Below are 24,542 nucleotides of genomic sequence, written 5' to 3'. Positions count from 1 at the left end.
CTGATTATGGAAACAAGGGTGGTGATGGCGGTGGAGTCGACAGGAACGAAGCTGGTGGCGGAGTTCGAGCGGATGGTCCGCCGGGACGGCGGCGAGCTCGTGCTGCTGGCGGAGGACGCCGGCACGATCCGGGTCGGATACCGGCCCGGCGACGCGGGCCCCGACTGCAAGGACGACGTCTGCATCCTGCCGCAGCACGAGCTGCGCCAGCTCATGGCGGAGACGCTGCGCCGCCGCAGCCCAGGAACGGAGATCGTGGTGGAGGTCCTGTCATGAGTGCCCAGCTGAGCATCGTCAACCCGGTGGCCACGCCCCGATCCCACGCCGACGGCGACCGGTTCCCGCCCGCGCCCCGGCCCGGGACGCTCGACGGCGCCACGGTGGCGCTCTACTGGAACGGCAAGCAGAACGGCCTCGACGCGCTGGCCAAGGCGCGCGAACTGATCGAGGACGCGTACGAGGGCGTGACGTTCGTCGACATGACCGGCGCGCTCGGCGGCACCACCCGCTACCTGTCGGAGGAGCAGCTCCGCTTCATCGAGGAGAAGGTCGACGCCCTGGTCGGCACCTCCGCCGACTGCGGCAGCTGCACCTCGTGGCTCATCCGCGACCTGTGCGAGGTGGAGCGGCGCGGCGTGCCCGCGATCGGCTACACCGCCGAGGTCTTCGACGAGGACGCCCGGTTCAGCGCCAAGACCTTCGGGGTGCCCGAGGCCTGCCCGGTCATCGTGCCCGAGTGCTTCTCCAACAAGGACACCGCCGAGATCCACCGCATGGTCGAGGAGTCGTTCGCCGAGGTGGTGGAGTGCCTGACCAAGCCGCGGGCGGTGTTCGACGAACTGCCGGAGTTCGCCTCGATGGTCCTGGAGAGCGCCCCCGAGCTGCGCTTCGAGGGCGGCGACCTGCTGGAGGCGTTCGACGAGATGCAGCGCCGCTTCATCGCCAACGGCTGGAGCGACGGCATGCCGCTGGTGCCGCCCACCCGGGCCAAGGTCGAGGCCATGGTCACGGCGTCCGGGCTGGCCGGCGACCACGTGGTGGGCGACTTCGCCCCCGGCTTCGGCATCGGCACGGTCGAGAAGATCGCGGCCAACGCCGTCATGGCCGGCTGCAGGCCCGAGACCATGCCGGTCATCATGGCCATGATGGAGTGCGTGCTCGACCCGTCCATCGGGCTGCGCACCTGGGCCATGTCCACCGGCCCGCAGGCGCCCGTGGTGCTGGTGTCCGGCCCGATCGCCGACGAGATCGGCATGAACCGCGGCATGTGCGCGCTCGGCCCCGGCTCCATCTCCGAGGTCAACGTGGCCATCGGCCGCGCCCTGCGGCTGATCATGATGAACGTCGGCCTGTCCTACCCCGGCATCACCGACCTGGACACCATCGGCACGCCGATGAAGTTCTCCGCGTGCGTCGCCGAGAACGAGGAGCGCACGCCGTGGGAGCCGTGGCGTGTCCAGCAGGGCTACGCGCTGGAGGACTCCACGGTCACGGTCAACGTGCCGTACGGGATGACCGAGTTCTTCGACTTCCAGAACAGCGACCCGGAGAAGCTGATCGAGAGCTGGTCCACGCTCACCTCCCAGGCCGTCGGCACCCCGTCCGCCGGCGCGTGGCTGATCAAGAAGGACGCGCCGCTGGAGGCCGGCTACCCGTTCCACGGCACGTTCGCCAACATGCTGCTGATGGCGCCCGACCACGCCGCCGTGTTCGCCGCCGCCGGATGGACCCCCGCCGACATCCGCGAGGCCATCCACCGGCGCACCAAGCTGCCGTTCCGCCAGCTCATGCTCAACCAGTCGATGCCCGCGTTCGAGACCTCACACCCCGAGCTGCGCTGGCTGCTCGACGCGCCGGAGACCCCGGTCACCGTCAACCCGTCCGCCGACTGCTTCGAGCTGTTCGTGGTCGGCGCCAAGGCCGGACGCAGCCAGTTCTGCTTCGGCGGCACCAACTCGGTGACCAAGCCCGTGATCAGGCGATGACCTGGCCGCTCGACGGCCGGCCCTTCGACGTGCCCGTGTCCCGCGAGCTGTGCTCCGGGACCGGCGCGCTCTTCGGCGGCTGGGGTCTCGGCCTGCTCGCCGACGCCGCCCAGCACACCACCGGGCGGCGGCTGCGCGACCTGTCGGCGGCCTTCGTGCGGCCCGTCACGCTCGGCTCCCGGCTCTCGGTACGGTGCGACGTGCTCGCCGAGGGCCGGGCGCTGGCCCACTGCCGGCTCGACGCCGAAGAAAGCGGCCGCACCGCGCTCACCGCCACCGCCGTCGTCGAGACCCCGGCCACCTCCAGGGAGGCGGCTCCAGGGGAGCCCGGCGCGCTCGCGCCCCGGGTGCCCGGGCCGCTGGAGTGCCCGGAGCGTTCGTACGAGTCGGGGCCGGGCGCCGCGATGATGCTCGACGTCCGCGTCGCGGGCCGGTCGCCGGGCTCGGCCCTGCTGTGGGCGCGGGTGCTCTGCGACGTGCCGGACGAGGTACGGCTCGCCGTGGTCAGCGACCACGTCCCCTACCTGCTGCGCCGGATCCTGCCGGGGCGGCCCCGGGTGACGACCGTCAGCGCGTCGCTGCGGCTGTTCGGCGGGCCGGTCGCCGAGTGGGTCCTGCTCGACGTGAGCCTGGTGGCCCGCGCCGGCCGCATCGCCGCCGGCCGGGTCAGCCTCTGGCAGGACGGCGACACCCTGGCCGGAGTCGCCGAGCAGACCATGAGGCTCAGCGCCTGAACCCCTGGAGGCCGCCGTCGACGTCCCCGGACGGCTTCCCAGCGGGGACGTCGCCTTGTTAGTGTCCACACAAGAATTCATTTCAGGTTTGGCAGGTGCGATGACCTCTCTCAGCACCGACCCCGGGCCGCCGCCGTCCATGGTGGAGCGGATGACGCTCATCCTCGACGCGTTCGCCTGCCGGTCCACCCGCCTCACCCTGGAGGACGTGGCCCGCCGCACGCGGCTGCCGCGCTCGACCGCGCACCGCATCCTCGACCAGCTCGTCCGGCTCGACTGGCTGGACCACACCTCCTCGGGCTACGGGCTCGGCCGGCGCGCGCTCGGCCTCGGCGGCGGGGGCGGCGGTCACGGCGAGATCCGCGAGGCCGCCGCGCCGCTGCTGCACGAGCTCCAGCTGAACACCGGCCTGGTCGCCCACCTCGCCGTCCTCGACGGCGCGGACGTCCACTACCTGGACAAGGCCGGCGGCCGGTCCGCGCGGTCGGTGCCGACGCGGGTCGGCGGGCGGTCTCCCGCCCACGCCACCGCGCTCGGCAGGGCGATCCTCGCCTGGCTGGCGCCGGAGCGGGTGCACGCGCTCGTCGGCCACCGGGGCTCCCTGCACCAGGAGCTGCACCGGATCCGGCAGCGCCGCGGGCTGGCCTTCGAACGCGGCGACTGCTTCCCCGGCGTGACCTCGGTCGCGGCGGCGATCCGCGGCCCGCGGGGGCCGCTGGCGGCCATCTCGCTGGCAGGCGACTCCCGCGCGCCGCTGGAGCGGGTGGCGCCGCTGGTCGGGGACGCCGCGCGGCAGGCCGCTCGGGCGCTGGCCCCCGCACCCGAGGTGCCGCACCAGGGACGGGCGCCCGAGCTGCGGCTGCTCACCTCCGGCCGGGCCCGGGCTCAGTAGTCGCCGGCTCCGCAGGCGGGCGCCCGGCTCAGTAGTCGCCGGCTCCGCAGGCGGGCGCCCGGCTCAGTAGTCGCCCCAGCTCCACAGGTGGGCGCCCGGCTCGCCGGGCGGCCGCTCGCCGACACCGAACCGGCCGCGGTAGAACAGCATCGGCCGCTGCTCCGTGACCGGTTCGAGCTCCCGTACGAGCCCGATGACCACGTCGTGGTCGCCCGCCACGTGCACGTCGCGCACCTCGCCGTGCACCCGCAGCAGGACGTCGCGCAGCGCCGGGACGCCCCAGCGGGACAGGTCCCAGCCGAGGCCGTCGAACTTCCTGCCCGTGCTGGACCCGAACCGCCGGCACAGCTCGGTCTGGCTCTCGCCGAGGACGTTCACGCAGAACCGGCCGCTCTTCCTGATGCGCGGCCAGGCCCGCCCGCGATGATCGGCGCAGAAGAGGACCAGCGGCGGCTCCAGCGACACCGAGGCGAACGACTGGCACGCGAAGCCGACGGGCCCGCCCTCGTCGAGCCCGGTGATGACGGTCACTCCGCTGGCGAACATCCCCATCGCCCTGCGGAACTCCGCCTGCGCGGGCGGGTCCGCCGTGGGTTCGTCGTCGGCGAACTCGGCTGTCATGGCTTCCCCTTACGCGCGCTTGACCCATCGAACCTACAAACCCCGGCCCGGCATTCCGCGACCGGGATCCCGTTGAGCGGAAGGCCCGGGGCCGGGGCGGGCCGACGGCGGGTATCGTCGTCCCATCCCACGGACCGGGCGGAGGGAGCGGGTGCCGCGGATCGCCGAGGTCAGGACACCGGCCGAGCCCAGCTCGCCGGAGCAGCGGGCGCGCCACCTGCGCATCCTCGGGGCGGCGGCGCGGATCGGGTCCGGCAGGGACCTCGAGCGCGTGCAGATGCACGAGGTGGCCAGGGAGGCGGGGGTGGCCATCGCCACCCTCTACCGCTACTTCCCTTCCAAGATCCACCTGTTCACGGCGGTGCTCGCCGAGCAGATCGACGGCTTCGGCCGGGCAGTGGCGGCCCCGGCGCCCGGCACGCCGCCCGAGGACGCGGTCGCCGACGTGCTCGTCCAGGCCAGCCGCAAGCTGCTGCGCCGGCCCGTGCTCGCCGCCGCGATGCTCCAGGCCGCCGCCACCGCCAACCCGTCCGTGGTCGCCGACGCCGCGCGGATCGAGGACATCTCCCGCGACCTCATCCTGCGCACGCTCGCCCTGTCCGAGCCCGCCCCGGCGGACGTCACGCTGGTGCGGCTGCTCGTGCAGTGCTGGTACGGGGTGCTGCAGTCGGCGCTCAACGGGCGGCTGCCGATCCACCAGATGGAGGACGACCTGCGCATCGCCTGCCGCCTCCTGCTCGCCGGGCGGTCGAACGCCTGACCCCGCTGATCGCTCCCGGTCAGCGGGATCGGCACTGCTGCCGGGAGCGCCGCGTGGCTAACGTCTGAGGCCGGCAGGCATGCCCAGGGAGGACCCCGTTGGCCCCGACAGAGCAGGACGGCTACGACGAGCGGCTGCAGGAGTTCACCGGACGGGAGGTGCTCCCGCCGCGCCCCGGCCCCGACCCGGTCAACGTGCCGATGATCCGTCACTGGGTGGAGGCGATGGGGGACCGCAACCCGATCTACCTCGACGAGGTGGCCGCTCGTGAGACCGGTCGCGCCGGGATCGTCGCCCCCGCCTCGATGACCCAGGCGTGGACCATGCCGGGGTACGCCGCCACCGCGGCCCGGCAGGACGACGGGTCGGGGCTGGGCGGGCTGATCGCGCTGCTGGCCGAGGGCGGTTACACCTCGGTCGTGGCGACGGACTCGGAGTTCGAGTTCCACCGCGAGCTGACCGTCGGCGACCACGTCGGGGTGCGGGAGACGATCGAGTCGATCTCGCCGGAGAAGCGGACCGCGCTGGGCGCCGGGCGCTTCGTGACCACCCGGCGCACGTACCTGGACCAGAACGGCGAGGTCGTGGCGGGTCAGCGCTGGCGCATGCTGTGGTTCCGCCCCGCCCAGGCGCCGGAACCGGCCGGCCCCGCCGCGGCTTCGCGGTCGGGGGAGGCCGCCTCCGCCGCGGCGTCGCGGCCGCGGCCGGCCGTCAACCGGGACAACGCGTTCTGGTTCGAGGCCGCGCGGGAGCACCGCCTCGTCATCCAGCGCTGCTCCGGCTGCGCCGCCCTGCGCCACCCGCCCGGCCCGTGCTGCCCGCGGTGCGGCTCGTACGACTGGGACACCGCCGAGGCGTCCGGCCGGGGCCGCGTCCACAGCTTCGTGGTCAGCCACCACCCCCGCCACCCGGCCTTCGAGTCCCCCTACCTGGTGGCGCTCGTCGAGCTGGAGGAAGGCACCCGGCTCGTCGCCAACCTGGTCGGCGTCACCCCCGAGGAGGTCGTGATCGACATGCCGGTCGCCCTGGAATGGCTCGACGCGGACCCGGGTCTGTCGCTGCCGGCGTTCCGGCCGGTGACGGCATGAGGAGCCGTACGTACGAGGAGGTGACGGTCGGTGAGACGCTGCCCGGCCTGCCCATCCCGCTCACCCGCACGCTCATCGTGGCGACGGCGATCGCCAGCCGCGACTACCAGGACGTGCACCATGATCCCGGCCTGGCCGTCGAGCGGGGCTCCAGGGACGTGTTCATGAACATCCTGACCACCAACGGCCTCATCGACCGGTACGTCACCGAGTGGGCGGGACCGGCGGCCGAGGTCAAGGCCATCAAGATCAGGCTCGGCGCGCCGAACTACCCCGGCGACACGATGGTGCTGACCGGCACCGTCACCGCCAAGCACGACGAGGACCGCCGGGTCGAGATCGCGGTGCGCGGCGACAACGGTCTCGGCGCGCACGTCACCGGCGTCGTCGCGGTGCGGCTGCCCCGCCGGGAGGAGCCGTGAGCGGGCTGTCGGGGCGGGCGGCGATCGCCGGGATCGGCGCCACCGAGTTCTCCAAGGACTCCGGCCGCAGCGAGCTCCGGCTGGCCTGCGAGGCCGTGCTCGCCGCCGTCGCCGACGCCGGGCTGCGACCGTCCGACGTGGACGGGATGGTGACGTTCACCGCCGACTCCAGCTCCGAGATCCACATCGCCCGCAGCACCGGCATCGGCGAGCTGCGCTTCTTCTCCCGCGTCCCGCACGGCGGCGGCGCGGCGTGCGGCACCGTCCAGCAGGCCGCGATGGCGGTGGCGACCGGAGTGGCCGAGGTGGTCGTCTGCTACCGGGCCTTCAACGAGCGGTCCGGGCACCGGTTCGGCCTCGGCCGGGCGGACGCGCCCTCCGGCGCCGGGGCCGACGACGCCGCGTTCGCCTGGGTCAGCCCGTTCGGGCTGTTCACCCCGGCGCAGTGGGTGGCCATGTTCGCCCGCCGCTACATGCACGAGTACAAGGCGACCACCGAGGACTTCGGCCGGGTGGCGGTGGTCGACCGCAAGCACGCCGCCGTCAACCCGGCGGCCTGGTTCCACGGGCGGCCGATCACCCTGGCCGACCACCAGGCCTCACGCTGGATCGCCGAGCCGCTGCGGCTGCTCGACTGCTGCCAGGAGAGCGACGGCGGGCAGGCGCTCGTCGTGGTCTCCGCCGAACGCGCGCGCGACCTGCCGCACCCGCCCGCGCTGATCCTCGCGGCCGGTCAGGGCTCCGGCGCCGACCAGCACATGATGACCAGCTACTACCGGCAGGACATCACCGGCATCCCGGAGATGGGCCTGGTCGGGAGGCAGCTCTACGGGCAGAGCGGGCTGGGCCCCGCCGACGTCGACGCGGCCGTCCTGTACGACCACTTCACGCCGCTGGTGCTGCCGCAGCTGGAGGAGCTCGGGTTCTGCGGCAGGGGAGAGGCCAGGGACTTCATCGCCGACGGCCATCTGGAGGTCGGCGGGCGGCTGCCGGTCAACACCCACGGCGGCCAGCTCGGCGAGGCGTACATCCACGGCATGAACGGCATCGCCGAGGCGGTGCGCCTGGTCCGGGGCACCTCCTGGAACCAGCCTCCTTCCGTACGGCACGTCCTCGTCACGGCGGGCACCGGCGTGCCGACCAGCGGCCTGATCCTGGGAGCCGGCCGATGAGCGCGCAGCCGCTGACGATCCCCGCACTCCTGGACCACGCGGCGGCCGCGTACCCGGACGTGGAGGCGCTGGTCGACGGCCCGGTCCGGCTGACCTACGCGCGGCTGCGGGCCCGGGTGCGCGAGGCGGCCAAGGGCTTCGCCGCCGCCGGGGTCCGGCACGGCGACCGGATCGGCGTCTGGGCGCCCAACAGCCACCGCTGGGTGGTGACCGCGCTCGGCGCGCTGGCCGCCGGCGCCGTCGTCGTCCCGGTCAACACCCGTTACAAGGGCGAGGAGGCCCGCTGGATGCTGGGCCGCGCCGGCGTGCGGCTGGTCTTCACCGAGGACGGTTTCCTCGGCAACGGCTATCTCGCCATGCTCGGCCTCGGTCCCGGCGCGAGCGCGCCGGCCCTGCCCGGCCTGACCGCCGTCACCTTCGACGACGGACCCCGCCCCGGCGCCACCGCCTGGGAGGACTTCCTGGCGGCCGGCGCGTCCGTCACCGACGAGGAGGCGGACGCCCGCGCCGCCGCCGTCCGGCCCGACGACGTGGCCGACATCCTGTTCACCTCCGGCACCACCGGCCGGTCCAAGGGCGCCATGTGCACCCACCGCCAGGACGTCCGCACCAACCGCGCCTGGGCCGACAGGACCGGGCTGCGCCACGGCGACCGCTACCTGATCGTCAACCCGCTCTTCCACTCCTTCGGCTACAAGGCCGGGGTCTTCTCCTGCCTGATCAGGGCGGCCACCATGGTGCTGCAGCCGGTGTTCGAGGCGGGCGAGACGATGCGGCTGATCGAGGCCGAGCGGATCACGGTCCTGCCCGGCGCGCCGACCATCTACATCACGCTGCTGGACGCCCCCGAGAGGGCCCGCCACGACCTGTCGTCGCTGCGGCTCGCGGTCACCGGCGCCTCGGTGGTGCCGGTGGCGCTGGTGCGGCGGATGCGGGCCGAGCTGTTCCCCGAGGTCGTCACCGCGTACGGGCTCACCGAGTCGTGCGGCACGGTCACCGCCTGCTCCGTGGACGACGACGACCGGACCGTGGCCACCACCTCGGGCCGGCCCATCGAGGGCGTTGAGGTGCGCGTCGCCGGCCCCGGCGGCGAGTCCCTCCCGGCCGGGGAGGACGGCGAGATCCTGGTACGGGGCCACAACGTGATGCTCGGCTACCTCGGCGACGAGGCCGCCACGGCCGCCGCCGTCAGGGACGGCTGGCTGATCACCGGCGACCGGGGCCGGCTGGACGAGCGCGGCTACCTCACCATCACCGGCCGCTCGAAGGACATGTACGTGACCGGCGGCTTCAACGTCTACCCGGCCGAGATCGAGCAGGTGCTGGCCGCGCACGGCACGGTCGCCGAGGCCGTGGTGACCGGCGTGCCGGACGCCCGGCTCGGCGAGGTGGGCCGGGCGTACGTGGTGCCCCGCCCCGGCGCGGAGGTCACGCCGGAGGAGCTGATCGGTCACTGCCGGGAGCGGCTGGCCAACTTCAAGGTGCCCCGCGAGGTCGTCCTGCTCGCCGGTCTGCCCCGCAACGCCACCGGCAAGATCGACAAGGCGGCCCTGGTGAAGTCCTGACCGCCTCGGACGAAACCCGTATCGACGAGGCGCGCACCCCGCTCGTCGATCACGTGCCGCCGGCCCGACCCGCCCACCACGCGGCACCAGCTCTCCACCACCAGGCCCGCATCCTCCAGCCGGTAACCGAACCCGCCGTACATGCCCGGCACGCGGATGCGCGCACGCGGGTTGGCCGAGTAGGCTACGTGTTGTTCGCATAAGGAACCTTTGTTCGCATAGCGAACAGAAGGGGAGGACGTGATGGGTCCGGCCTTCGTCTACGCCGCCACCCGGACGCCGTTCGGCAGGTTCAACGGCGCGCTCGCCGGTGTCCGGCCGGACGATCTCGCCGCCGCCGCGCTGCGCGGCGTGCTGGCCAAGGTGCCCGGCCTGGATCCGGCGGACATCGGGGACGTGGTGTGGGGCAACGCCAACGGCGCCGGCGAGGACAACCGCAACGTGGGCCGGATGGCCGTGCTGCTCGCGGGCCTGCCGGTGACGATCCCCGCCGCCACCGTCAACCGGCTGTGCGGGTCGAGCCTCGACGCCGCCATGGCGGCCTCGCGCACGGTCGAGAGCGGCGACGCCGACGTCGTGGTGGCCGGCGGGGTGGAGTCGATGACGCGGGCGCCGTGGGTGCTGCCCAAGCCGTCGCGGGCCTTCCCCGCGGGCGACGTCACCGCCGTGTCCACCACGCTCGGCTGGCGGCTGGTCAACCCGCGCATGCCGAAGGAGTGGACGGTCTCCCTCGGCGAGGCCAACGAGCAGCTCCAGGAGAAGTTCTCCATCTCCAGGGAGCGCCAGGACGCCTTCGCCGCCCGCTCGCACGCGCTGGCCGACGCCGCCTGGGCCGCCGGGTTCTACGACGACCTGGTGACGCCGGTCGAGGGCGCCGGCCTGGCCCGCGACGAGGGCATCAGGCCCGGGTCCACGCCCGAGGTGCTGGCCGGGCTCAAGCCCGCGTTCCGGCCCGACGGCACGATCACCGCCGGCAACGCCTCGCCGCTCAGCGACGGCGCGTCCGCGCTCGTGCTCGGCTCCGAGCGGGCCGCCGACCGGCTGGGCGCGCCGCTCGCGCGCGTCGCCGGACGCGGCGCCGCCGCGCTCGAACCCCAGGCGTTCGGGTACGCACCGGTCGAGGCCGCCAACCAGGCACTGAGACGGGCCGGCATCGGCTGGGACGACGTCGGCGCGGTCGAGCTGAACGAGGCCTTCGCCGTGCAGTCGCTGGCCTGCGTGGACGCCTGGGGGATCGACCCGGAGATCGTCAACGTCAAGGGCGGCGCCATCGCCCTCGGCCACCCGCTGGGCGCCTCCGGCGGGCGCGTCCTCGGCACGCTGGCCCACGTCCTGCGCGAGCGGGGCGAGCGGTGGGGCGTCGCCGCCATCTGCATCGGCGTCGGCCAGGGCCTGGCCGTCGTCCTGGAGAACGTGAGCGCCGCATGACCGCGATCTTCACCGACCCGGACGAGGCGCTCGCCGGGATCCAGGACGGCTCGACCGTCCTGATCGGCGGCTTCGGCATGGCCGGCATGCCCGTCACGCTCATCGACGCGCTGATCCGGCAGGGCGCCAGGGACCTGACCGTGGTCAGCAACAACGCCGGCAACGGCGACACCGGCCTGGCGGCGCTGCTCGCCGCCGGCCAGGTGCGCAAGATGATCTGCTCGTTCCCGAGGCAGAGCGACTCATGGGTGTTCGACGGCCTCTACCGCGCGGGCCGGATCGAGCTGGAGCTGGTGCCGCAGGGCACGCTCGCCGAACGGCTGCGCGCCGCCGGGGCCGGCATCGGCGCGTTCTACTGCCCGACCGGCGCCGGCACGCCGCTCGCCGAGGGCAAGGAGACGCGCACCATCGACGGCCGCGAGCACGTGCTGGAGTACCCGCTCAAGGGCGACGTGGCGCTCATCGCCGCGCACGTCGGTGACCGGCTCGGCAACCTCGTCTACCGCAAGACCGCGCGCAACTTCGGCCCGGTCATGGCGACCGCGGCCGCCCTGACGATCGCGCAGGTGCGCCGCGTGGCCGAGATCGGCGACCTGGACCCGGAGGCGGTCGTCACCCCGTGCGTCTACGTCGACCGGATCCTGGACACGAAGGCCGAGGAGGTCGCGTGAGCACCGTCGAGCACCTGGACCGCGGGCCGCTCGGCCGCGACGAGCTGGCGGCCGTGGTCGCCCGCGACATCCCGCGCGGCGCGTTCGTCAACCTCGGCATCGGCCGGCCCACCACGGTCGCCGAGCACCTGCCCGCCGACTCGGGCGTCATCCTGCACACCGAGAACGGCATGCTCGGCATGGGCCCCGCCGCCACGGGCGACGACGTCGACCCGGACCTCACCAACGCCGGCAAGATGCCCGTCACCGAGCTGCCCGGAGCGTCCTACTTCCACCACGCGGACTCCTTCGCCATGATGCGCGGCGGCCACCTCGACGTGTGCGTGCTCGGCGCGTACCAGGTGTCACAGCACGGCGACCTGGCCAACTGGCACACCGGCGCCCCCGACGCCATCCCCGCCGTCGGCGGGGCCATGGACCTGGCCATCGGCGCCAAGAACGTGTTCGTCATGATGACGCTGTTCGGCAAGGACGGCACGCCCAAGCTCGTCCCCGAATGCACCTATCCGCTCACCGGGCAGGCGTGCGTGAGCCGCCTCTACACCGACCGGGCGATCTTCCATCTCGGCCCCGGCGGCGTCACGGTGGCGGAGACGTACGGCATCGGCTTCGACGAGCTGGCCGCGCGGCTGGAGATCCCCGTCCGCCGGAGCTGACCGCGGGAGGCCTGGACCGGCGGCGCGCTCAGCGCAGCCGCACCGCGTCCCGGTCCAGCCGCTCCACCCCGCTGACGCCCAGCAGCTGGAGCGTGCGGACCAGCTCGGCGCGGAACATCGCGAGCACCCGGTCCACGCCCGCCTCGCCCCCGGCCATGAGGCCGTACAGGTAGGCGCGGCCGACGAGGCAGGCCCGCGCGCCCAGCGCCACCGCCGCGGCGACGTCCGCGCCGCCGCGGACGCCGCCGTCGAGGAAGACCTCGGTCCTGTCGCCCACCGCCGCAGCCACCTCCGGCAGCAGCTCCAGCGGCGTGGGCGCGCGGTCGAGCTGGCGGCCGCCGTGGTTGGACACCACCAGGCCGTCCACCCCCGCCGCCACCAGCTCCTTGGCGTCGTCGACCCGCTGCACCCCCTTCACCAGCAGCCGCCCGCCCCACTCCGCGCGGATCCACTCCAGGTCGCGGACCGTCACCGCCGGGTCGAACATCAGGTTCGTGATCCCCGCCAGGTCGTCCGGCGCCCCCTCCACCGTCGCGAACCGCAACGGCTCGCTCGTCAGGAAGTCGAACCACCAGGCCGGCCGGGTCAGCGCCTGCGCCAGCCCGCTCCAGCGCAGCGACGGCGGCATGGTCATGCCGTTGCGCACGTCACGCAGCCGCCCGCCGGCCACCGGCACGTCCACGGTGACCACCAGCACGTCCATGCCCGCCGCGCGGGCCCGCGCCAGCCACTCCCTGACCCGGCCCCGGTCACGCACCACGTACAGCTGGAACCAGTTCCACCCGCCGGGCGCCGCCGCGGCCACGTCCGCCGCGCTCGTGGTGCCCATAGTGGACAGCGTGTACGGGACTCCCGCGCGGGCGGCGGCCCTGGCCACGGCCGGCTCACCGTCCCGGTGCATCATCCGGGTGAACCCCGTCGGCCCCAGCACCACCGGCATCGCCACCCGCCGCCCCAGGACGAGGGTCCCGGTGTCGGCCCGCGCCACGTCCCGCAGCACGTGCGGCCGGAACTCCACCCGCGCGAACGCCTCCGCCGCCCGCGCCGCCGACAGCTCGCCCTCGGCGGCGCCGTCGACGTAGTCGAACACCACCCTCGGCGCCCGCCGCCGCGCCAGCCGCCGGACGTCCGCCAGGTCGGCGGCCCCGGCCAGCCCCGCCTGACCCGTCCGCGACCGGCCCCTGGGCACGAAGGCCCGCAGCTCCCGCCACCGCGGCAGCCGCCGACGCGCACCCGGCCCTGGCTCGATGCCGCCACGCTAACAAGCCCGCGGCCACAGGTGAACCGATCGGCACGGTTAGAGTGGGCCGCGTGCTGGACGGATGGCGGGAGCTGGCCGGCGCCTCCCGGGCCGGCGACGCGGTCGGGGCGGAGCTGGTGGCCCGATGGTCGCAGCCGCACCGGCGCTACCACGACCTCGACCACCTCAGGGCCGTGCTGCGGGCCGTCGACCTCATCGAGGACTGGGCCCGCGACCCCGTGGCGGTGCGGCTGGCCGCCTGGTTCCACGACGCCGTCTACGACGGCAGGCCCGGATGGGACGAGGAGCGCAGCGCCCAGCTCGCCCAGGACCGCCTGCCCCGCTGCGGCGTGCCCGCCGGCCGGGTGGCGGAGGTGGCCAGGCTGGTACGGCTGACCGCGGCGCACGACACCCTGGCCGAAGGAGACCGTGACGGGGCCGTGCTCTGCGACGCCGACCTGGCGGTGCTGGGCGCGGACGGCTACGCCGGCTACGCGGCCAAGATCCGGCAGGAGTACGCGCACGTACCCGACGAGCTGTTCAGGCGAGGCCGTGCCGAGGTGCTGCGCCGCCTGCTCGCCGCCCCCCGCCTCTACCGGACGCCGCCGGCGCGGGAGCTGTGGGAGGCGCGCGCCCGGCAGGCCATGAGCGCGGAGCTGGCCGCGCTGGAGCGCTGAGGGGAGCCTGCCGCCAACCAGGGGCACGCGGCCCCGCCGTCTGCCAGGGTGGGGGGATGGACACCGCCGACGCCCGGTCGCTCGCCCGGGCGCTTCAAGAGCTGATCCGCGACGCCCACCGCGCCCTCGCCGGCGACGAACAGCCCGAGCTGGTGACCCGCGTGACCGCCCACCTGGGCTGCGAGCTGAAGCACGTGGTCAACGTGGTGGCGGGCTTCCCTGGCTGGGAGCACGTCAACCTGCAGCGCGGCGTCGACGCCTATCTCGCCGCGCGCACCCCCGGCGCCGAGTGGTTCGGCATCGCCGGTCGGGGGCGCGAGCACGACGACATCGTCAACATGCTGGCCCGCGCCGCCCGCGGCTGGGAGCAGTACGAACCGGGCGCGGTCGACTACGAGACCGCCGCGATCGGCCCCGACGAGACCACGGAGGTGATCTCGCTGGGGCTGGTGCTCACCCGGGCCCCCGGCGGCACGCCGGTGGTGCTGGGGCTGCGCGGCCCGCAGGAGCACCTGTCGTCCGCCTGCCAGGTGGTCGTGCTGGCGCCCGGCAGGCAGGCGGCCAAGGACACCCGCGACGAGATCGAGCGCCTGATGCGCGAGCACGACGTCTACCGCGGGCAGGTCCTGTCGTTCGCGTGGAGCGAGCACCGCGGCAACGACCTGGTGACCTTCCTGCCCCGCCCGCGGCTGGGGTCCGACCAGGTGGTGCTGCCCGACGGCGTGCTGGGGACCATCGAGCGCCACATCGTCGGCATCGCCGAGCAGGCCGCGCGGCTGCGCGCGCACGGCCAGCACCTCAAGCGCGGCCTGCTGCTGCACGGCCCGCCCGGCACCGGCAAGACCCACACCGTCCGCTACCTGATGGCCAGGATGACCGGCTGCACGGTGATCGTGATGACCGGGACGGCGATCCAGTACGTGTCGCAGGCGGCCGGGCTGGCCAGGAGGCTCCAGCCGGCCATCGTGGTGCTGGAGGACGTCGACCTGGTGGCGCGCGACCGGACGTTCACCAACGACGGCAATCCGGTGCTGTTCGCGCTGCTCGACGCCATGGACGGGGTGGGCGCCGACGCCGACGTGACGTTCGTGCTCACCACCAACCGGGCCGATGTGCTCGAACGCGCGCTGGCCGACCGTCCCGGCCGGGTCGACCTGGCCGTGGAGATCCCCAGGCCCGACGCCGCGGGGCGGGCGGCGCTGCTCCGGCTCTACGCCAGGGACCTGCCGCTGCGGGCCGACCTCGACCCGGTGGTGGCGCGTACGGAAGGCGCGACCGCCTCGTTCTTCAAGGAGCTGCTGCGCCGGGCGGCGCTCGAGGCGCTCGCGCACGACGCCGGCCTGCCCGCGATCACCGACGACCACCTGAACCGGGCGCTGGACGGGATGCTGCACGAGCGCGCGGCGCTGACCCGCAGCCTGCTCGGCTCAGGGGCGCCGGGCGAGGAGGACGAGCCGGCGCCCGAAGACTCCTACGCCCTGCCGCGCCTCGGGATGTCAGTCCCCAGCCGGGTGGACGTGTAGCTTACGGCACCGCAGCCCGGCGGCGATCAGCCGCTGGAGCAGCTCGCGGGAGCTGACCGCCTGCGCCCCCAGCGACACGGCGAAGGCGTGCACGGTCTCGGGCACGTCGTAGTGGTCGCGGTCGAACGCCCGGCCGGGCACGCCCAGCCGGCCGGCGAAGGCGTGGAGCTCGTCCAGGGACGCGTCGCTGACCAGGTGCGACCACATCAGGCCGCGCGGTCCCGGCCACTGCGGGGGATCGATGAGCACCGTCACGTCGTCCAGGGTAGGACCCGCCCGCGCACCACCGGCTCACCGAGGTCGCGCACCACGAGCCCGGCGCCCTCCCCAGCCGGCGCCACGGCGATCACCAGGGCGAAGCCGCCCCTCCTGCCCGCCTCGACGCCCGCCGGCGCGGACTCGACCACGGCGGTCCGGCCGGCCGGCACGCCCAGGCGGCGGGCCGCCTCCAGCGGCAGCGCCGGGTCCGGCTTGCCCGGCAGGTTCATCAGCGCCGCGTCGCCGCCGTCGACGAGCGTGTCGAACAGGTGCAGCACACCCGCCGCCGCCACCAGCTCACGCCCGTGCAGGCTCGCCGAGACCCCGCCCGTGCGGGCGCCGCGGTTGCGCAGCTCGTGCAGCAGCGCCACCGCCGCCGGGAACGCGGCCACGCCGTGCTGCTTGACCTGCGCCATGAACAGCCGCTCCTTGGCCCGGCCGAGCCCGTGCACGGTGGGCGCGCCGGGCTCGTCGTCCGGCGCGCCCTCAGGCGCCGTGATGCCCCGTGAGTCCAGGAAGGCGCGGACGCCGTCGAGGCGCGGCCGGCCGTCGACGTATCGGAGGTAGTCCTCCCGCACGTCGAACGGCGCCGAGCGGCCGCGCAGGAACCCGTCGAACACGTGCTTCCAGGCAGCCGCGTGCCCGCGGGCGGTGTCGGTGACCGTGCCGTCGGTGTCGAACACGACGGCCCCGATCACGCTCAGGTCGATGACAGGCCGGCTCACTCTGCGAACGTAACCGCTTCACCACGCCACGGGTAGCTTGTCCACGCCGTAGATGATGGCCAGCTTGCGCCAGGACGGCTCGCCGTCCAGTCGCAGCGTCGGGAAGCGGCGCAGCAGCATCGGGTACGCGATGCGCAGCTCCATCTGCGCCAGCGGCGCGCCGATGCAGCGGTGGATGCCGTGCCCGAACGCCAGATGGGAGCCGCCCGTCTGGCGGCCCGGCTTGATCTGGTCCATGTCCTCGCCCAGGTTCGGGTCGCGGTTGGCCGCGGCGAGCGAGCACAGCACCAGCTCGCCCTTCTTGATCTGCTGACCGTGCAGCTCCAGGTCGTGGCGGGCGAAGCGCGGGAAGGCCACCTGCACCACGGTCATGTAGCGCAGCAGCTCATCGATCACCCCGTCGACGTAGCCGTCGACCTCGCGCACCTTGGCGGCGTGCTCGGGGTTCTGCAGCAGCCACAGGCTGCCGAGCGCGAGCATGCTCGTGCTGGTGTCGTGCCCGCCGGTCAGCATGCCGTCGGCCATGCTGGCCAGCGTGCGGTCGTCCAGCTCGTCGCCGTGGTCGCGCAGCAGCTGGCCGAGCAGCCCGTCGCCGGGGGCGCGCCGCTCGCGGGCGACCAGGTCGGTCAGGTACGCCATCGCCTCGTTGACCGCCTGCAGCGCCGCCTCGGGGCCGGCGGTGAAGTCGAACCGGTCCGTGCTCACCTTGACGAAGTCCGCCTGCTCCTCGTACGGGACACCGAGCAGTTCGGAGATCACCAGCGAGGGGATGGGGAGCGCGAAGTCCTCCATGAGGTCCGCGGGTGAGCCCTTGGCCTCGATCCGGTCCAGGCACTCGGCGACCAGCGCCTCGATGCGCGGCTCCAGCCGGCGCAGCCGGCGCATGGTGAACTCGGGCGTCAGGAACCGGCGCAGCCGGGTGTGCTCGGGGGGGTCGCGGAAGCCGAGGCCGCCGGGGTCCTCCTGGTTGGAACCGAGGCCGATGACGCCGGCGAAGTCGTTGCTGAACCGCTCGTGGTCGCCCAGCACGCCGCGGACGTCGTCCCAGCGGGTGATGAGGTAGACGGTCTGGTCGCCGGGGATCTTCATCGGGTAGACGGGATGCTCGGCCTGGATGCGGAGCAGCTCCTCCGCGGGGTCGAACTTCTCGCGCATGAACTGAACGAGGGGGAACTCATCTGAGATTGACATCTAATTCCGTCCTGCTGGGAGGCATCACACCACGTTGGGATAATCCACCGGCTAGATGGTCCCACCCCGGCAGCCGTGGGGGTGACCTCCTGAAGGACGAGATGGAATCTCGGTCTCAGGTACGCGGTCTCCCGTAAGCGCGCTGGTCACCCACCCTGCGGGCGGAACCGTCCGGTGATGAGGGTAGACGTGCGGGTTCGAGGCCGTCGCCCCGACCGCCGGGTTGGGGGCCGGGGTGCGGCCGGGGCCTGTGAGGAACCAGGGACGAACGGTGCGGCAGCGGGAGTTCGGCGTACAAGCCCGCTACCGTCTGCAATGATCTCGTCATCGTTCGCCCAAGACTGAGCCTCCACGGATAGCGACTGATGCCTACATTTGAGGAAATCACTACCTTCATCACCGATAAGCCCCTCGCCACCGCGGTGATCGCGCTGGCGAGCCTGACCGCGCTGGCCCTGGCCTTCCTGGTGCTCCGCGTCCTCTGGCGGGCCACCGCCTGGCTGTTCTCCCGCTACGTCGCGCCCCGCCCCATCGAGGACGTGCTGACCATCGTGGCCGCCTCCATCGCGACCGGCGTGTCCGCGCAGGGCATGTGGCGCTTCTCCGGTGACGTGCTGGGCCTGGACGGCCCGCTGAGGCTGCTGCTGTTCGCCTTCATCGAAGTGGCCATCATCACCTCCGCCGTGCGCGCCCGCCGCAACATGCGGGAGAACTTCTCGGCCGGCATCGACGGCATCGCCGTGTGGGCGCTGACCTGCCTGACGGCGGTGCTGTCCAGCATGGACGCCAGCAGCTTCCCCGAGGCGGTGTTCCGGCTCGCCGCGCCGCTGGTGGCCGCCTGGCTGTGGGAGCGCGGCATGGCCATCGAGCGCCACCGCATCCGCGGCACCGGCCGCATCAACTGGCGGCTCACCCCCGAGCGGCTGCTGGTCCGGCTCGGCCTGGCCGAGGTCAGCGACCGCACCGCCAGCGAGGTCGACGCGCACCGCAGGCTCACCCGCGTCGCGCTGGCGGCCAAGCGCGCCAAGGCGCTGCGCGAGGCAGGCGCCCCCGACCGCAAGATGCGCGCCGCGCTGGCCAAGCTCGACAAGGCCATGGACCAGGCCGTCGAGCACACCGGCCTGGCCGTCGACGCAGGCCGCCAGGAGGCGCTGCTGGCCCAGATCGCCGCCCTCTACAACACCACCGCGCTCATCGACGCCGACCCGCGGGTGCCGTGGGAGCCCGAGCGCGACCACCGGCCGGTGCCCGCCCGGCCCGAGCTGCCGCCCGCGCTCGCCGAGCTGGTGCGGGAGGAGGACGACGAGGAGATCCCGGTCATCGACCCCACCCCGCAGATCGTCGACACCGCCCAGCGGGCCGCGCTCATGCGGCAGGCCCGCGCCTACTGGGACCGGCGGATCGCCAAGGGGATGGTGCCGCGCACCGTGGACATCGCCCAGGAGATCGGCATCCCGCTGCCCCTCGCCCGGGAGTGGCGGGCGCTGTGGAAGCTGGAGCCCGCGGCCCACGCCCTCATCGAACAGCTCTATCAGCAGCACGGCATCGTCGACACCGGTGCGTTCCCGGCCATCGCCGACGACGGCCGGGTGCTCGCGAAGTCCTGATCCAGTGATCAGCCAAGCGCCGCAGAGACCAGCGACCGGGCCTCCTCCTGCACCTTGGCGAGGTGGTCCGGGCCGCGGAACGACTCGGCGTAGATCTTGTAGACGTCCTCGGTGCCCGACGGGCGGGCGGCGAACCAGGCGCTCTCGGTGGAGACCTTGACGCCGCCCAGCGACGCCCCGTTGCCCGGCGCGGCCGTCTGGACCGCGGTGATCGGCTCGCCGGCCAGGCTCGATGCCGTCACCTGCGCGGCCGACAGCTTGCCCAGCACCGCCTTCTCCTCGCGGGTGGCCGGCGCGTCCACCCGCGCGTAGGCGGGCTCGCCGAACCTCTCCGTCAGGTCGCGGTAGTGGTCGCTCGGCGACCGCCCCGTGACCGCCTGGATCTCGGCCGCCAGCAGGGCCATGATGATCCCGTCCTTGTCGGTGGTCCACACCGAGCCGTCGCGGCGCAGGAACGACGCGCCCGCGCTCTCCTCGCCGCCGAACCCGAGCGAGCCGTCGAGCAGTCCCGGCACGAACCACTTGAAGCCCACCGGCACCTCGTACAGCCGCCGCCCCAGTGACGCGGCCACCCGGTCGATGATGCCGCTGCTGACCATGGTCTTGCCCACGCCGGCGTCGCGCTGCCAGCCGTCGCGGTGCCCGTACAGGTAGGAGATCGCGACCGCCAGGTAGTGGTTGGGGTTCATCAGCCCGCCGGGGGTGACGATCCCGTGGCGGTCGGCGTCGGCGTCGTTGCCGGTGGCGATCTGGAAGCGGTCGCGGCCGCCGATCAGGGACGCCATCGCGTACGGGGACGAGCAGTCCATCCGGATCTTGCCGTCCCAGTCGAGCGTCATGAACCGCCACGCCGGGTCGACCAGCGGGTTGACCACGGTCAGGTCGATGCGGTGCCGCTCGGCGATCTCGCCCCAGTAGGCCACGCTCGCGCCGCCCAGCGGGTCGGCGCCGATCCGCACGCCGGCCGACCTGATGGCGTCGAGGTCCACGACGGAGGGCAGGTCGTCCACGTACGCGCCCAGGAAGTCGTAGCGTCCGGCCGCCCGCAGCGCCTCGGCGTAGGGCACCCGCCGCACCCCGTCGAGGTCCTGGGCCAGCAGCCGGTTGGCGCGGTCCTGGATCCAGGAGGTGGCCTCGGTGTCGGCGGGGCCACCGTGCGGCGGGTTGTACTTGAAGCCGCCGTCGGACGGCGGGTTGTGCGACGGGGTGATCACCACGCCGTCGGCCAGCCCGGACTTCCTGCCGCGGTTGTGGGTCAGGATGGCGTGGGAGACGGCCGGCGTCGGCGTGTAGCCGTCGCGGGAGTCGATCAGCACCTCCACGCCGCCGGCCGCGAGCACCTCCAGCGCCGACACCCGGGCGGGCTCCGACAGCGCGTGCGTGTCGATGCCCAGGAAGAGCGGCCCGTCGGTGCCCTGCATCCGGCGGTACTCGCAGATGGCCTGGCTCGTGGCCAGGATGTGGTGCTCGTTGAAGGCCGAGGCCGACGACGACCCGCGATGGCCCGAGGTGCCGAAGGCCACCCGCTGAGCGGGGTCTCCCGGGTCGGGGCGCAACGCGTAGTAGGCGGTCACCAGCCGGGCCACGTCCACCAGGTCCTCGGGCTGAGCGGGCTGCCCCGCGCGTTCGTGGGTCATGGGGCCACTTTACAAACGGGGTCCGGCCCGGCTCCGGCGCCACCCGGGGCCGCCGGGGTTACACTCGCCCCAGCCGACCAGAATGGAGTTCTGTAAGCATGCGATTCGGACTCTTGCTCAACGAGCCCTCCGGCCAGGACCCGTTCCCCGCGCTGCGCGACAGGATCGCCCGCGCCGCCGACGACGGCTTCGACTCGGTCTGGATGTCCCAGATCTTCGGACTGGACGCGCTCACCGCGCTCGCCGTGGCCGGCAGCGCCGCCCTGGCAGGCGGCCGGGACATCGAGTTCGGCACCGGCGTCGTGCCGACCTACCCCCGCCACCCCGCCGTGCTCGCCCAGCAGGCCATGACCGTCCACGCCGCGCTCGGCGGGCGGCTGGCCCTCGGCATCGGACTGTCCCACCAGATCGTCATCGAGGGCATGTACGGCTACAGCTTCGACCGCCCCGCCCGGCACATGAAGGAGTACCTGGAGATCCTGCTGCCCCTCACCCGCGGCGAGCAGGTCGATCACACCGGCGAGACGCTCCGGGCCAACCTCGGGCTCGGCACGCCGGGGGCGGGCCTGCCGGTGCTGGTCGCCGCGCTCGGCCCGCGCATGCTCAAGCTGGCCGGCACCCTCGCCGACGGCACCGTGCTCTGGATGACCGGACGCAGGACCGTCGCCGAGCACATCGCGCCCACCATCAACGCCGCCGCCGAGGCGGCGGGCCGGCCCGCCCCGCGCGTCGTGTGCACCCTCCCCGTGTGCGTCACCGACGAACCGCAGGCCGCCAGGGCCAGGGCCGACGAGCTCTTCGTCATGTACGGCCAGCTCCCGTCCTACCGCGCCATGCTCGACCGCGAAGGCGTCGAGAGCCCCGGCGGCGTCGCCGTGGTCGGCGACGAGGACGCGGTGCGCGAACAGCTCGACGCGCTGGCCCGGGCGGGCGTCACCGACTTCGTGGCCGCGGTGTACGGAGACCGCGAGCGCGCTCACAAGCTGCTCATCGGCGCGTCGAAGGGGTGATCCGGAGAGGTCCCCATAAACTCCGGCAGGGTGTACTCCGACAGGGACAACGGCCTGCTCCACGGCATCGACGTGTCCAACTGGCAGAAATCCGTCGACTGGGCCGAGCACGCCCGCAGCGGCGTGGCGTTCGCCTTCGTCAAGGCCACCGAGGGCGGCGACTGGACCGATCACTGGTTCGCCCGCAACTGGGACCGCATGCGGGCGAACTGGATCGTCTGCGGCGCGTACCACTTCGCGCGCCCCAAGGGTGACCCCGAGGAGCAGGCGCGCCACTTCCTGGGCACGATCAGAGCGGCGGGCGGGCTGCGCCGGGGCGACCTGCTCGCGCTCGACCTCGAGAACGACGACGGGCTGCGACCCGACCGGGTCGCCCGCTTCGCCCGCTACTGGTGCGGCATCGTGGAGCGGCGCACCGGGGTGCGGCCGTTCGTCTACACCTTCCAGAACTTCGCCGAGGAGGGCAACTGCGCGGGCCTGAGCGACTATCCGCTGTGGATCGCCAGCCCGCACCGGCCCCGCGGCCGGCCGGTCGTGCCCCGGCCGTGGCATGACTGGACGATCCACCAGCACGCCAACAGTCCCATCGACCGGAACGTGTTCAGGGGCGGGCGCAAAAGACTGACCAGGATGGGGTTCGACCCGCGATAGCATCGATTTTCGTACCCTCCGACGTCACCCAAGGGAGCCATCGTGTCAGCCGAGCTACGCATCACCCTCGCCGGAGCCGAGCGTGTGGTCGCGGCCGGCACGACGGCCGGCCAGGCGCTCGACGCCGACGGCCGCACCGTGATCGCCGCCCGGGTCAACGGCGAGGCGCGCGACCTGGCCTGCCCGCTGGCCGACGGCGACGCGGTCGAGCCGATCGAGGTCTCCAGCGAGGAGGGCCGGGCGATCGTCCGCCACTCCACCGCGCACGTCATGGCCCAGGCCGTGCAGGAGCTGTTCCCCGAGGCCAGGCTCGGCATCGGCCCGCCGGTCGACAACGGCTTCTACTACGACTTCGACGTGGCCGAGGCCTTCCAGCCCGACGACCTCAAGCGCATCGAGAAGCGGATGCGCGAGATCGTCAAGGAGGGCCAGCTGTTCTCCCGCCGTCCCGTCGGCGACGAGGAGGCCCGCGAGGAGCTGGCCGGCGAGCCCTACAAGCTGGAGCTGATCGGCCTCAAGGGCGGCGCGGCCGACGAGGAGGCCGTCGAGGTCGGCGCGGGCCAGCTCACGATCTACGACAACCTCGACGCCAAGACCGGCGCGCTGCGCTGGAAGGACCTGTGCCGCGGCCCGCACGTGCCGTCCACCCGGTCCATCCCCGCGTTCAAGCTCATGCGCTCGGGCGGCGCCTACTGGCGCGGCAGCGAGAAGAACCCGCAGCTCCAGCGCATCTACGGCACCGCCTGGGAGTCCCGCGACAAGCAGGACGAGTACCTCAAGCTGCTGGAGGAGGCCGAGAAGCGCGACCACCGCAGGCTCGGCGCCGAGCTCGACCTGTTCAGCTTCCCGCCGGAGCTGGGCAGCGGCCTTCCCGTCTTCCACCCCAAGGGCGGCATCATCCGCAAGGAGATGGAAGACTACATGCGCCGCCGCCAGGCCGAGGCGGGCTACGAGTTCGTCAACACGCCCCACATCACCAAGTCGACGCTGTTCGAGACCTCCGGCCACCTGCCGTGGTACGCCGACGACATGTTCCCGCCCTTCGAGCTGGAGGGCGTCGACTACCGCGTCAAGCCGATGAACTGCCCGATGCACAACCTGATCTTCCGGGCGCGCGGGCGCTCCTACCGCGAGCTGCCGCTGCGGCTGTGCGAGTTCGGCAGCGTCTACCGCTACGAGAAGTCGGGCGTGGTCCACGGCCTGACCCGGGTGCGCGGCATGACGCAGGACGACTCCCACATCTACTGCACCCGCGAGCAGATGGCCGGCGAGATCAAGAGCCTGCTCGGCTTCGTGCTCAGCGTGCTGCGTGACTTCGGCCTGTCGGAGTTCTACCTGGAGCTGTCCACCCGCGACGACTCCGAGAAGTTCATCGGCGACCCCGCCGCCTGGGACGAGGCCACCCAGGCGCTGCGCGAGACGGCCGAGGAGTCGGGCCTGGAGCTGGTCGACGACCCGGGCGGCGCGGCCTTCTACGGCCCCAAGATCTCCGTCCAGGCCAAGGACGCGATCGGCCGCACCTGGCAGCTGTCCACGATCCAGCTCGACCTCAACCAGCCGCAGCGGTTCGGGCTCGAATACCAGGCCGCCGACGGCAGCCGCCAGACCCCGGTGATGATCCACCGGGCGCTGTTCGGCTCGGTCGAGCGCTTCCTGGGCGTGCTGACCGAGCACTACGCCGGCGCCTTCCCGCCCTGGCTCGCGCCCGTCCAGGTGGTCGGCATCCCGATCGCCGACGCCCACGTGCCCTACCTGCAGGACGTCGCCAAGAAGCTGCGCGAGCGCGGCATCCGGGTCGAGGTCGACGCCTCCGACGACCGCATGCAGAAGAAGATCCGCAACGCGCAGAAGGCCAAGGTGCCCTTCATGCTGCTGGCAGGCGACGACGACATCGCCAACGGCGCGGTGTCCTTCCGCTACCGCGACGGCGAGCAGAAGAACGGCGTCGCGGTCGACCGGGCGGTCGCCGAGATCGTCGACGCCGTCGAGCGCCGCGTCCAGGTCTGACCCGCCCGCACGGCCCGCCGCC

The 24,542-nt window shown here is 73.4% G+C and carries 24 protein-coding genes; 18 read left to right on the top strand and 6 right to left on the bottom strand.

The window, feature by feature from the left end:
• Positions 1 to 6: 6 nt before the first annotated feature.
• The 4 genes from ACQEUU_RS24440 to ACQEUU_RS24425 all read left to right on the top strand — a co-directional run bounded on the left by ACQEUU_RS24440 (position 7) and on the right by ACQEUU_RS24425 (position 3,611).
• Entirely contained in the window at positions 7 to 276 is a 270-nt protein-coding gene (locus tag ACQEUU_RS24440) for a hypothetical protein (protein WP_433069784.1), read from the top strand.
• The gene (locus ACQEUU_RS24435) at positions 273 to 1,985 is read left to right on the top strand and encodes a UGSC family (seleno)protein (protein WP_433069782.1); all 1,713 of its coding nucleotides are present in this window, start codon (positions 273 to 275) and stop codon (positions 1,983 to 1,985) included. The genes ACQEUU_RS24440 and ACQEUU_RS24435 overlap by 4 nt, the downstream gene beginning before the upstream one ends.
• A complete protein-coding gene (locus ACQEUU_RS24430) occupies positions 1,982 to 2,719 on the top strand; it encodes an acyl-CoA thioesterase domain-containing protein (RefSeq protein WP_433069779.1) in 738 nt (245 codons plus the stop codon). The genes ACQEUU_RS24435 and ACQEUU_RS24430 overlap by 4 nt, the downstream gene beginning before the upstream one ends.
• Before the next feature lie 100 nt (positions 2,720 to 2,819).
• Entirely contained in the window at positions 2,820 to 3,611 is a 792-nt protein-coding gene (locus tag ACQEUU_RS24425; RefSeq protein ID WP_433069777.1) for an IclR family transcriptional regulator, read from the top strand.
• Positions 3,612 to 3,674: 63 nt separating this feature from the next.
• Here the strand turns inward: ACQEUU_RS24425 and ACQEUU_RS24420 are convergent, their stop codons facing one another.
• Positions 3,675 to 4,232 carry a flavin reductase family protein gene (locus ACQEUU_RS24420; RefSeq protein ID WP_433069774.1) on the bottom strand — a complete coding sequence of 186 codons (558 nt, stop codon included), beginning with the start codon at positions 4,230 to 4,232 and terminating at the stop codon, positions 3,675 to 3,677.
• A gap of 151 nt (positions 4,233 to 4,383) precedes the next feature.
• On the opposite strand from ACQEUU_RS24420, the gene ACQEUU_RS24415 reads away from it, so the two are divergent.
• From ACQEUU_RS24415 to ACQEUU_RS24380, 8 genes are all read left to right on the top strand, one after another.
• Positions 4,384 to 4,992, top strand: coding sequence for a TetR family transcriptional regulator (locus ACQEUU_RS24415; RefSeq protein ID WP_433069772.1), 609 nt, complete (start codon positions 4,384 to 4,386; stop codon positions 4,990 to 4,992).
• Positions 4,993 to 5,090: 98 nt separating this feature from the next.
• Positions 5,091 to 6,080 carry a bifunctional MaoC family dehydratase N-terminal/OB-fold nucleic acid binding domain-containing protein gene (locus ACQEUU_RS24410; RefSeq protein ID WP_433069769.1) on the top strand — a complete coding sequence of 330 codons (990 nt, stop codon included), beginning with the start codon at positions 5,091 to 5,093 and terminating at the stop codon, positions 6,078 to 6,080.
• Positions 6,077 to 6,502: a MaoC family dehydratase gene (locus ACQEUU_RS24405; protein ID WP_433069766.1), complete on the top strand. Its 426-nt coding sequence runs from the start codon at positions 6,077 to 6,079 to the stop codon at positions 6,500 to 6,502. The genes ACQEUU_RS24410 and ACQEUU_RS24405 overlap by 4 nt, the downstream gene beginning before the upstream one ends.
• On the top strand, positions 6,499 to 7,674 hold the full coding sequence (locus tag ACQEUU_RS24400) for a lipid-transfer protein (RefSeq protein ID WP_433069763.1): 1,176 nt from the start codon (positions 6,499 to 6,501) through the stop codon (positions 7,672 to 7,674). Before ACQEUU_RS24405 ends, ACQEUU_RS24400 begins: the two co-directional genes overlap by 4 nt.
• Complete coding sequence (locus ACQEUU_RS24395; protein WP_433069760.1) at positions 7,671 to 9,239, top strand: FadD3 family acyl-CoA ligase; 1,569 nt, start codon at positions 7,671 to 7,673, stop codon at positions 9,237 to 9,239. The genes ACQEUU_RS24400 and ACQEUU_RS24395 overlap by 4 nt, the downstream gene beginning before the upstream one ends.
• A 243-nt stretch (positions 9,240 to 9,482) precedes the next feature.
• Positions 9,483 to 10,667, top strand: coding sequence for a thiolase family protein (locus tag ACQEUU_RS24390; RefSeq protein WP_433071972.1), 1,185 nt, complete (start codon positions 9,483 to 9,485; stop codon positions 10,665 to 10,667).
• Positions 10,664 to 11,338: a 3-oxoacid CoA-transferase subunit A gene (locus ACQEUU_RS24385; RefSeq protein WP_433069758.1), complete on the top strand. Its 675-nt coding sequence runs from the start codon at positions 10,664 to 10,666 to the stop codon at positions 11,336 to 11,338. Before ACQEUU_RS24390 ends, ACQEUU_RS24385 begins: the two co-directional genes overlap by 4 nt.
• The gene (locus ACQEUU_RS24380) at positions 11,335 to 11,994 is read left to right on the top strand and encodes a 3-oxoacid CoA-transferase subunit B (protein WP_433069756.1); all 660 of its coding nucleotides are present in this window, start codon (positions 11,335 to 11,337) and stop codon (positions 11,992 to 11,994) included. Before ACQEUU_RS24385 ends, ACQEUU_RS24380 begins: the two co-directional genes overlap by 4 nt.
• Positions 11,995 to 12,022: 28 nt before the next feature.
• On the opposite strand, the gene ACQEUU_RS24375 is transcribed toward ACQEUU_RS24380, so the two are convergent.
• Positions 12,023 to 13,183: an alpha-hydroxy acid oxidase gene (locus tag ACQEUU_RS24375; RefSeq protein WP_433069753.1), complete on the bottom strand. Its 1,161-nt coding sequence runs from the start codon at positions 13,181 to 13,183 to the stop codon at positions 12,023 to 12,025.
• 122 nt (positions 13,184 to 13,305) lie between these two features.
• Between ACQEUU_RS24375 and ACQEUU_RS24370 the strand changes: the two genes are divergently transcribed.
• Positions 13,306 to 13,911 (top strand): HD domain-containing protein, encoded by a 606-nt coding sequence (locus ACQEUU_RS24370; protein WP_433069750.1) that lies wholly within the window; start codon positions 13,306 to 13,308, stop codon positions 13,909 to 13,911.
• Between the two features lie 56 nt (positions 13,912 to 13,967).
• Positions 13,968 to 15,434 (top strand): AAA family ATPase, encoded by a 1,467-nt coding sequence (locus tag ACQEUU_RS24365; RefSeq protein ID WP_433069747.1) that lies wholly within the window; start codon positions 13,968 to 13,970, stop codon positions 15,432 to 15,434.
• On the opposite strand, the gene ACQEUU_RS24360 is transcribed toward ACQEUU_RS24365, so the two are convergent.
• The 3 genes from ACQEUU_RS24360 to ACQEUU_RS24350 are packed head-to-tail and all read right to left on the bottom strand — an operon-like array spanning position 15,408 to position 17,572.
• Positions 15,408 to 15,689 (bottom strand): DUF4031 domain-containing protein, encoded by a 282-nt coding sequence (locus ACQEUU_RS24360; protein WP_433069744.1) that lies wholly within the window; start codon positions 15,687 to 15,689, stop codon positions 15,408 to 15,410. The genes ACQEUU_RS24365 and ACQEUU_RS24360 overlap by 27 nt on opposite strands.
• Positions 15,686 to 16,417 carry an HAD family hydrolase gene (locus ACQEUU_RS24355; protein ID WP_433069741.1) on the bottom strand — a complete coding sequence of 244 codons (732 nt, stop codon included), beginning with the start codon at positions 16,415 to 16,417 and terminating at the stop codon, positions 15,686 to 15,688. The genes ACQEUU_RS24360 and ACQEUU_RS24355 overlap by 4 nt, the downstream gene beginning before the upstream one ends.
• An 18-nt stretch (positions 16,418 to 16,435) precedes the next feature.
• Positions 16,436 to 17,572 (bottom strand): cytochrome P450, encoded by a 1,137-nt coding sequence (locus ACQEUU_RS24350; protein WP_433069739.1) that lies wholly within the window; start codon positions 17,570 to 17,572, stop codon positions 16,436 to 16,438.
• A 401-nt stretch (positions 17,573 to 17,973) separates the two neighbouring features.
• On the opposite strand from ACQEUU_RS24350, the gene ACQEUU_RS24345 reads away from it, so the two are divergent.
• Positions 17,974 to 19,215 carry a hypothetical protein gene (locus ACQEUU_RS24345; protein ID WP_433069736.1) on the top strand — a complete coding sequence of 414 codons (1,242 nt, stop codon included), beginning with the start codon at positions 17,974 to 17,976 and terminating at the stop codon, positions 19,213 to 19,215.
• Positions 19,216 to 19,223: 8 nt separating this feature from the next.
• On the opposite strand, the gene pgm is transcribed toward ACQEUU_RS24345, so the two are convergent.
• Entirely contained in the window at positions 19,224 to 20,852 is a 1,629-nt protein-coding gene (gene pgm, locus ACQEUU_RS24340; RefSeq protein WP_433069733.1) for a phosphoglucomutase (alpha-D-glucose-1,6-bisphosphate-dependent), read from the bottom strand.
• A 98-nt stretch (positions 20,853 to 20,950) separates the two neighbouring features.
• On the opposite strand from pgm, the gene ACQEUU_RS24335 reads away from it, so the two are divergent.
• From ACQEUU_RS24335 to thrS, 3 genes are read left to right on the top strand one after another with little or no spacing between them, the layout of a single operon-like run.
• Positions 20,951 to 21,862, top strand: a complete 912-nt coding sequence (locus tag ACQEUU_RS24335; protein ID WP_433069730.1) for an LLM class F420-dependent oxidoreductase — start codon at positions 20,951 to 20,953, stop codon at positions 21,860 to 21,862.
• A gap of 30 nt (positions 21,863 to 21,892) precedes the next feature.
• Positions 21,893 to 22,513 carry a glycoside hydrolase family 25 protein gene (locus tag ACQEUU_RS24330; RefSeq protein WP_433069727.1) on the top strand — a complete coding sequence of 207 codons (621 nt, stop codon included), beginning with the start codon at positions 21,893 to 21,895 and terminating at the stop codon, positions 22,511 to 22,513.
• 42 nt (positions 22,514 to 22,555) lie between these two features.
• Complete coding sequence (gene thrS, locus ACQEUU_RS24325; RefSeq protein WP_433069724.1) at positions 22,556 to 24,520, top strand: threonine--tRNA ligase; 1,965 nt, start codon at positions 22,556 to 22,558, stop codon at positions 24,518 to 24,520.
• Positions 24,521 to 24,542 lie beyond the last annotated feature (22 nt).

Origin of the sequence: Nonomuraea sp. CA-218870 (assembly GCF_050936535.1) — a bacterium.
In the GTDB taxonomy this organism is placed as follows: Bacteria; Actinomycetota; Actinomycetes; order Streptosporangiales; family Streptosporangiaceae; genus Nonomuraea; species Nonomuraea corallina.
This window is presented reverse-complemented; position numbering and strand designations above follow the sequence as displayed.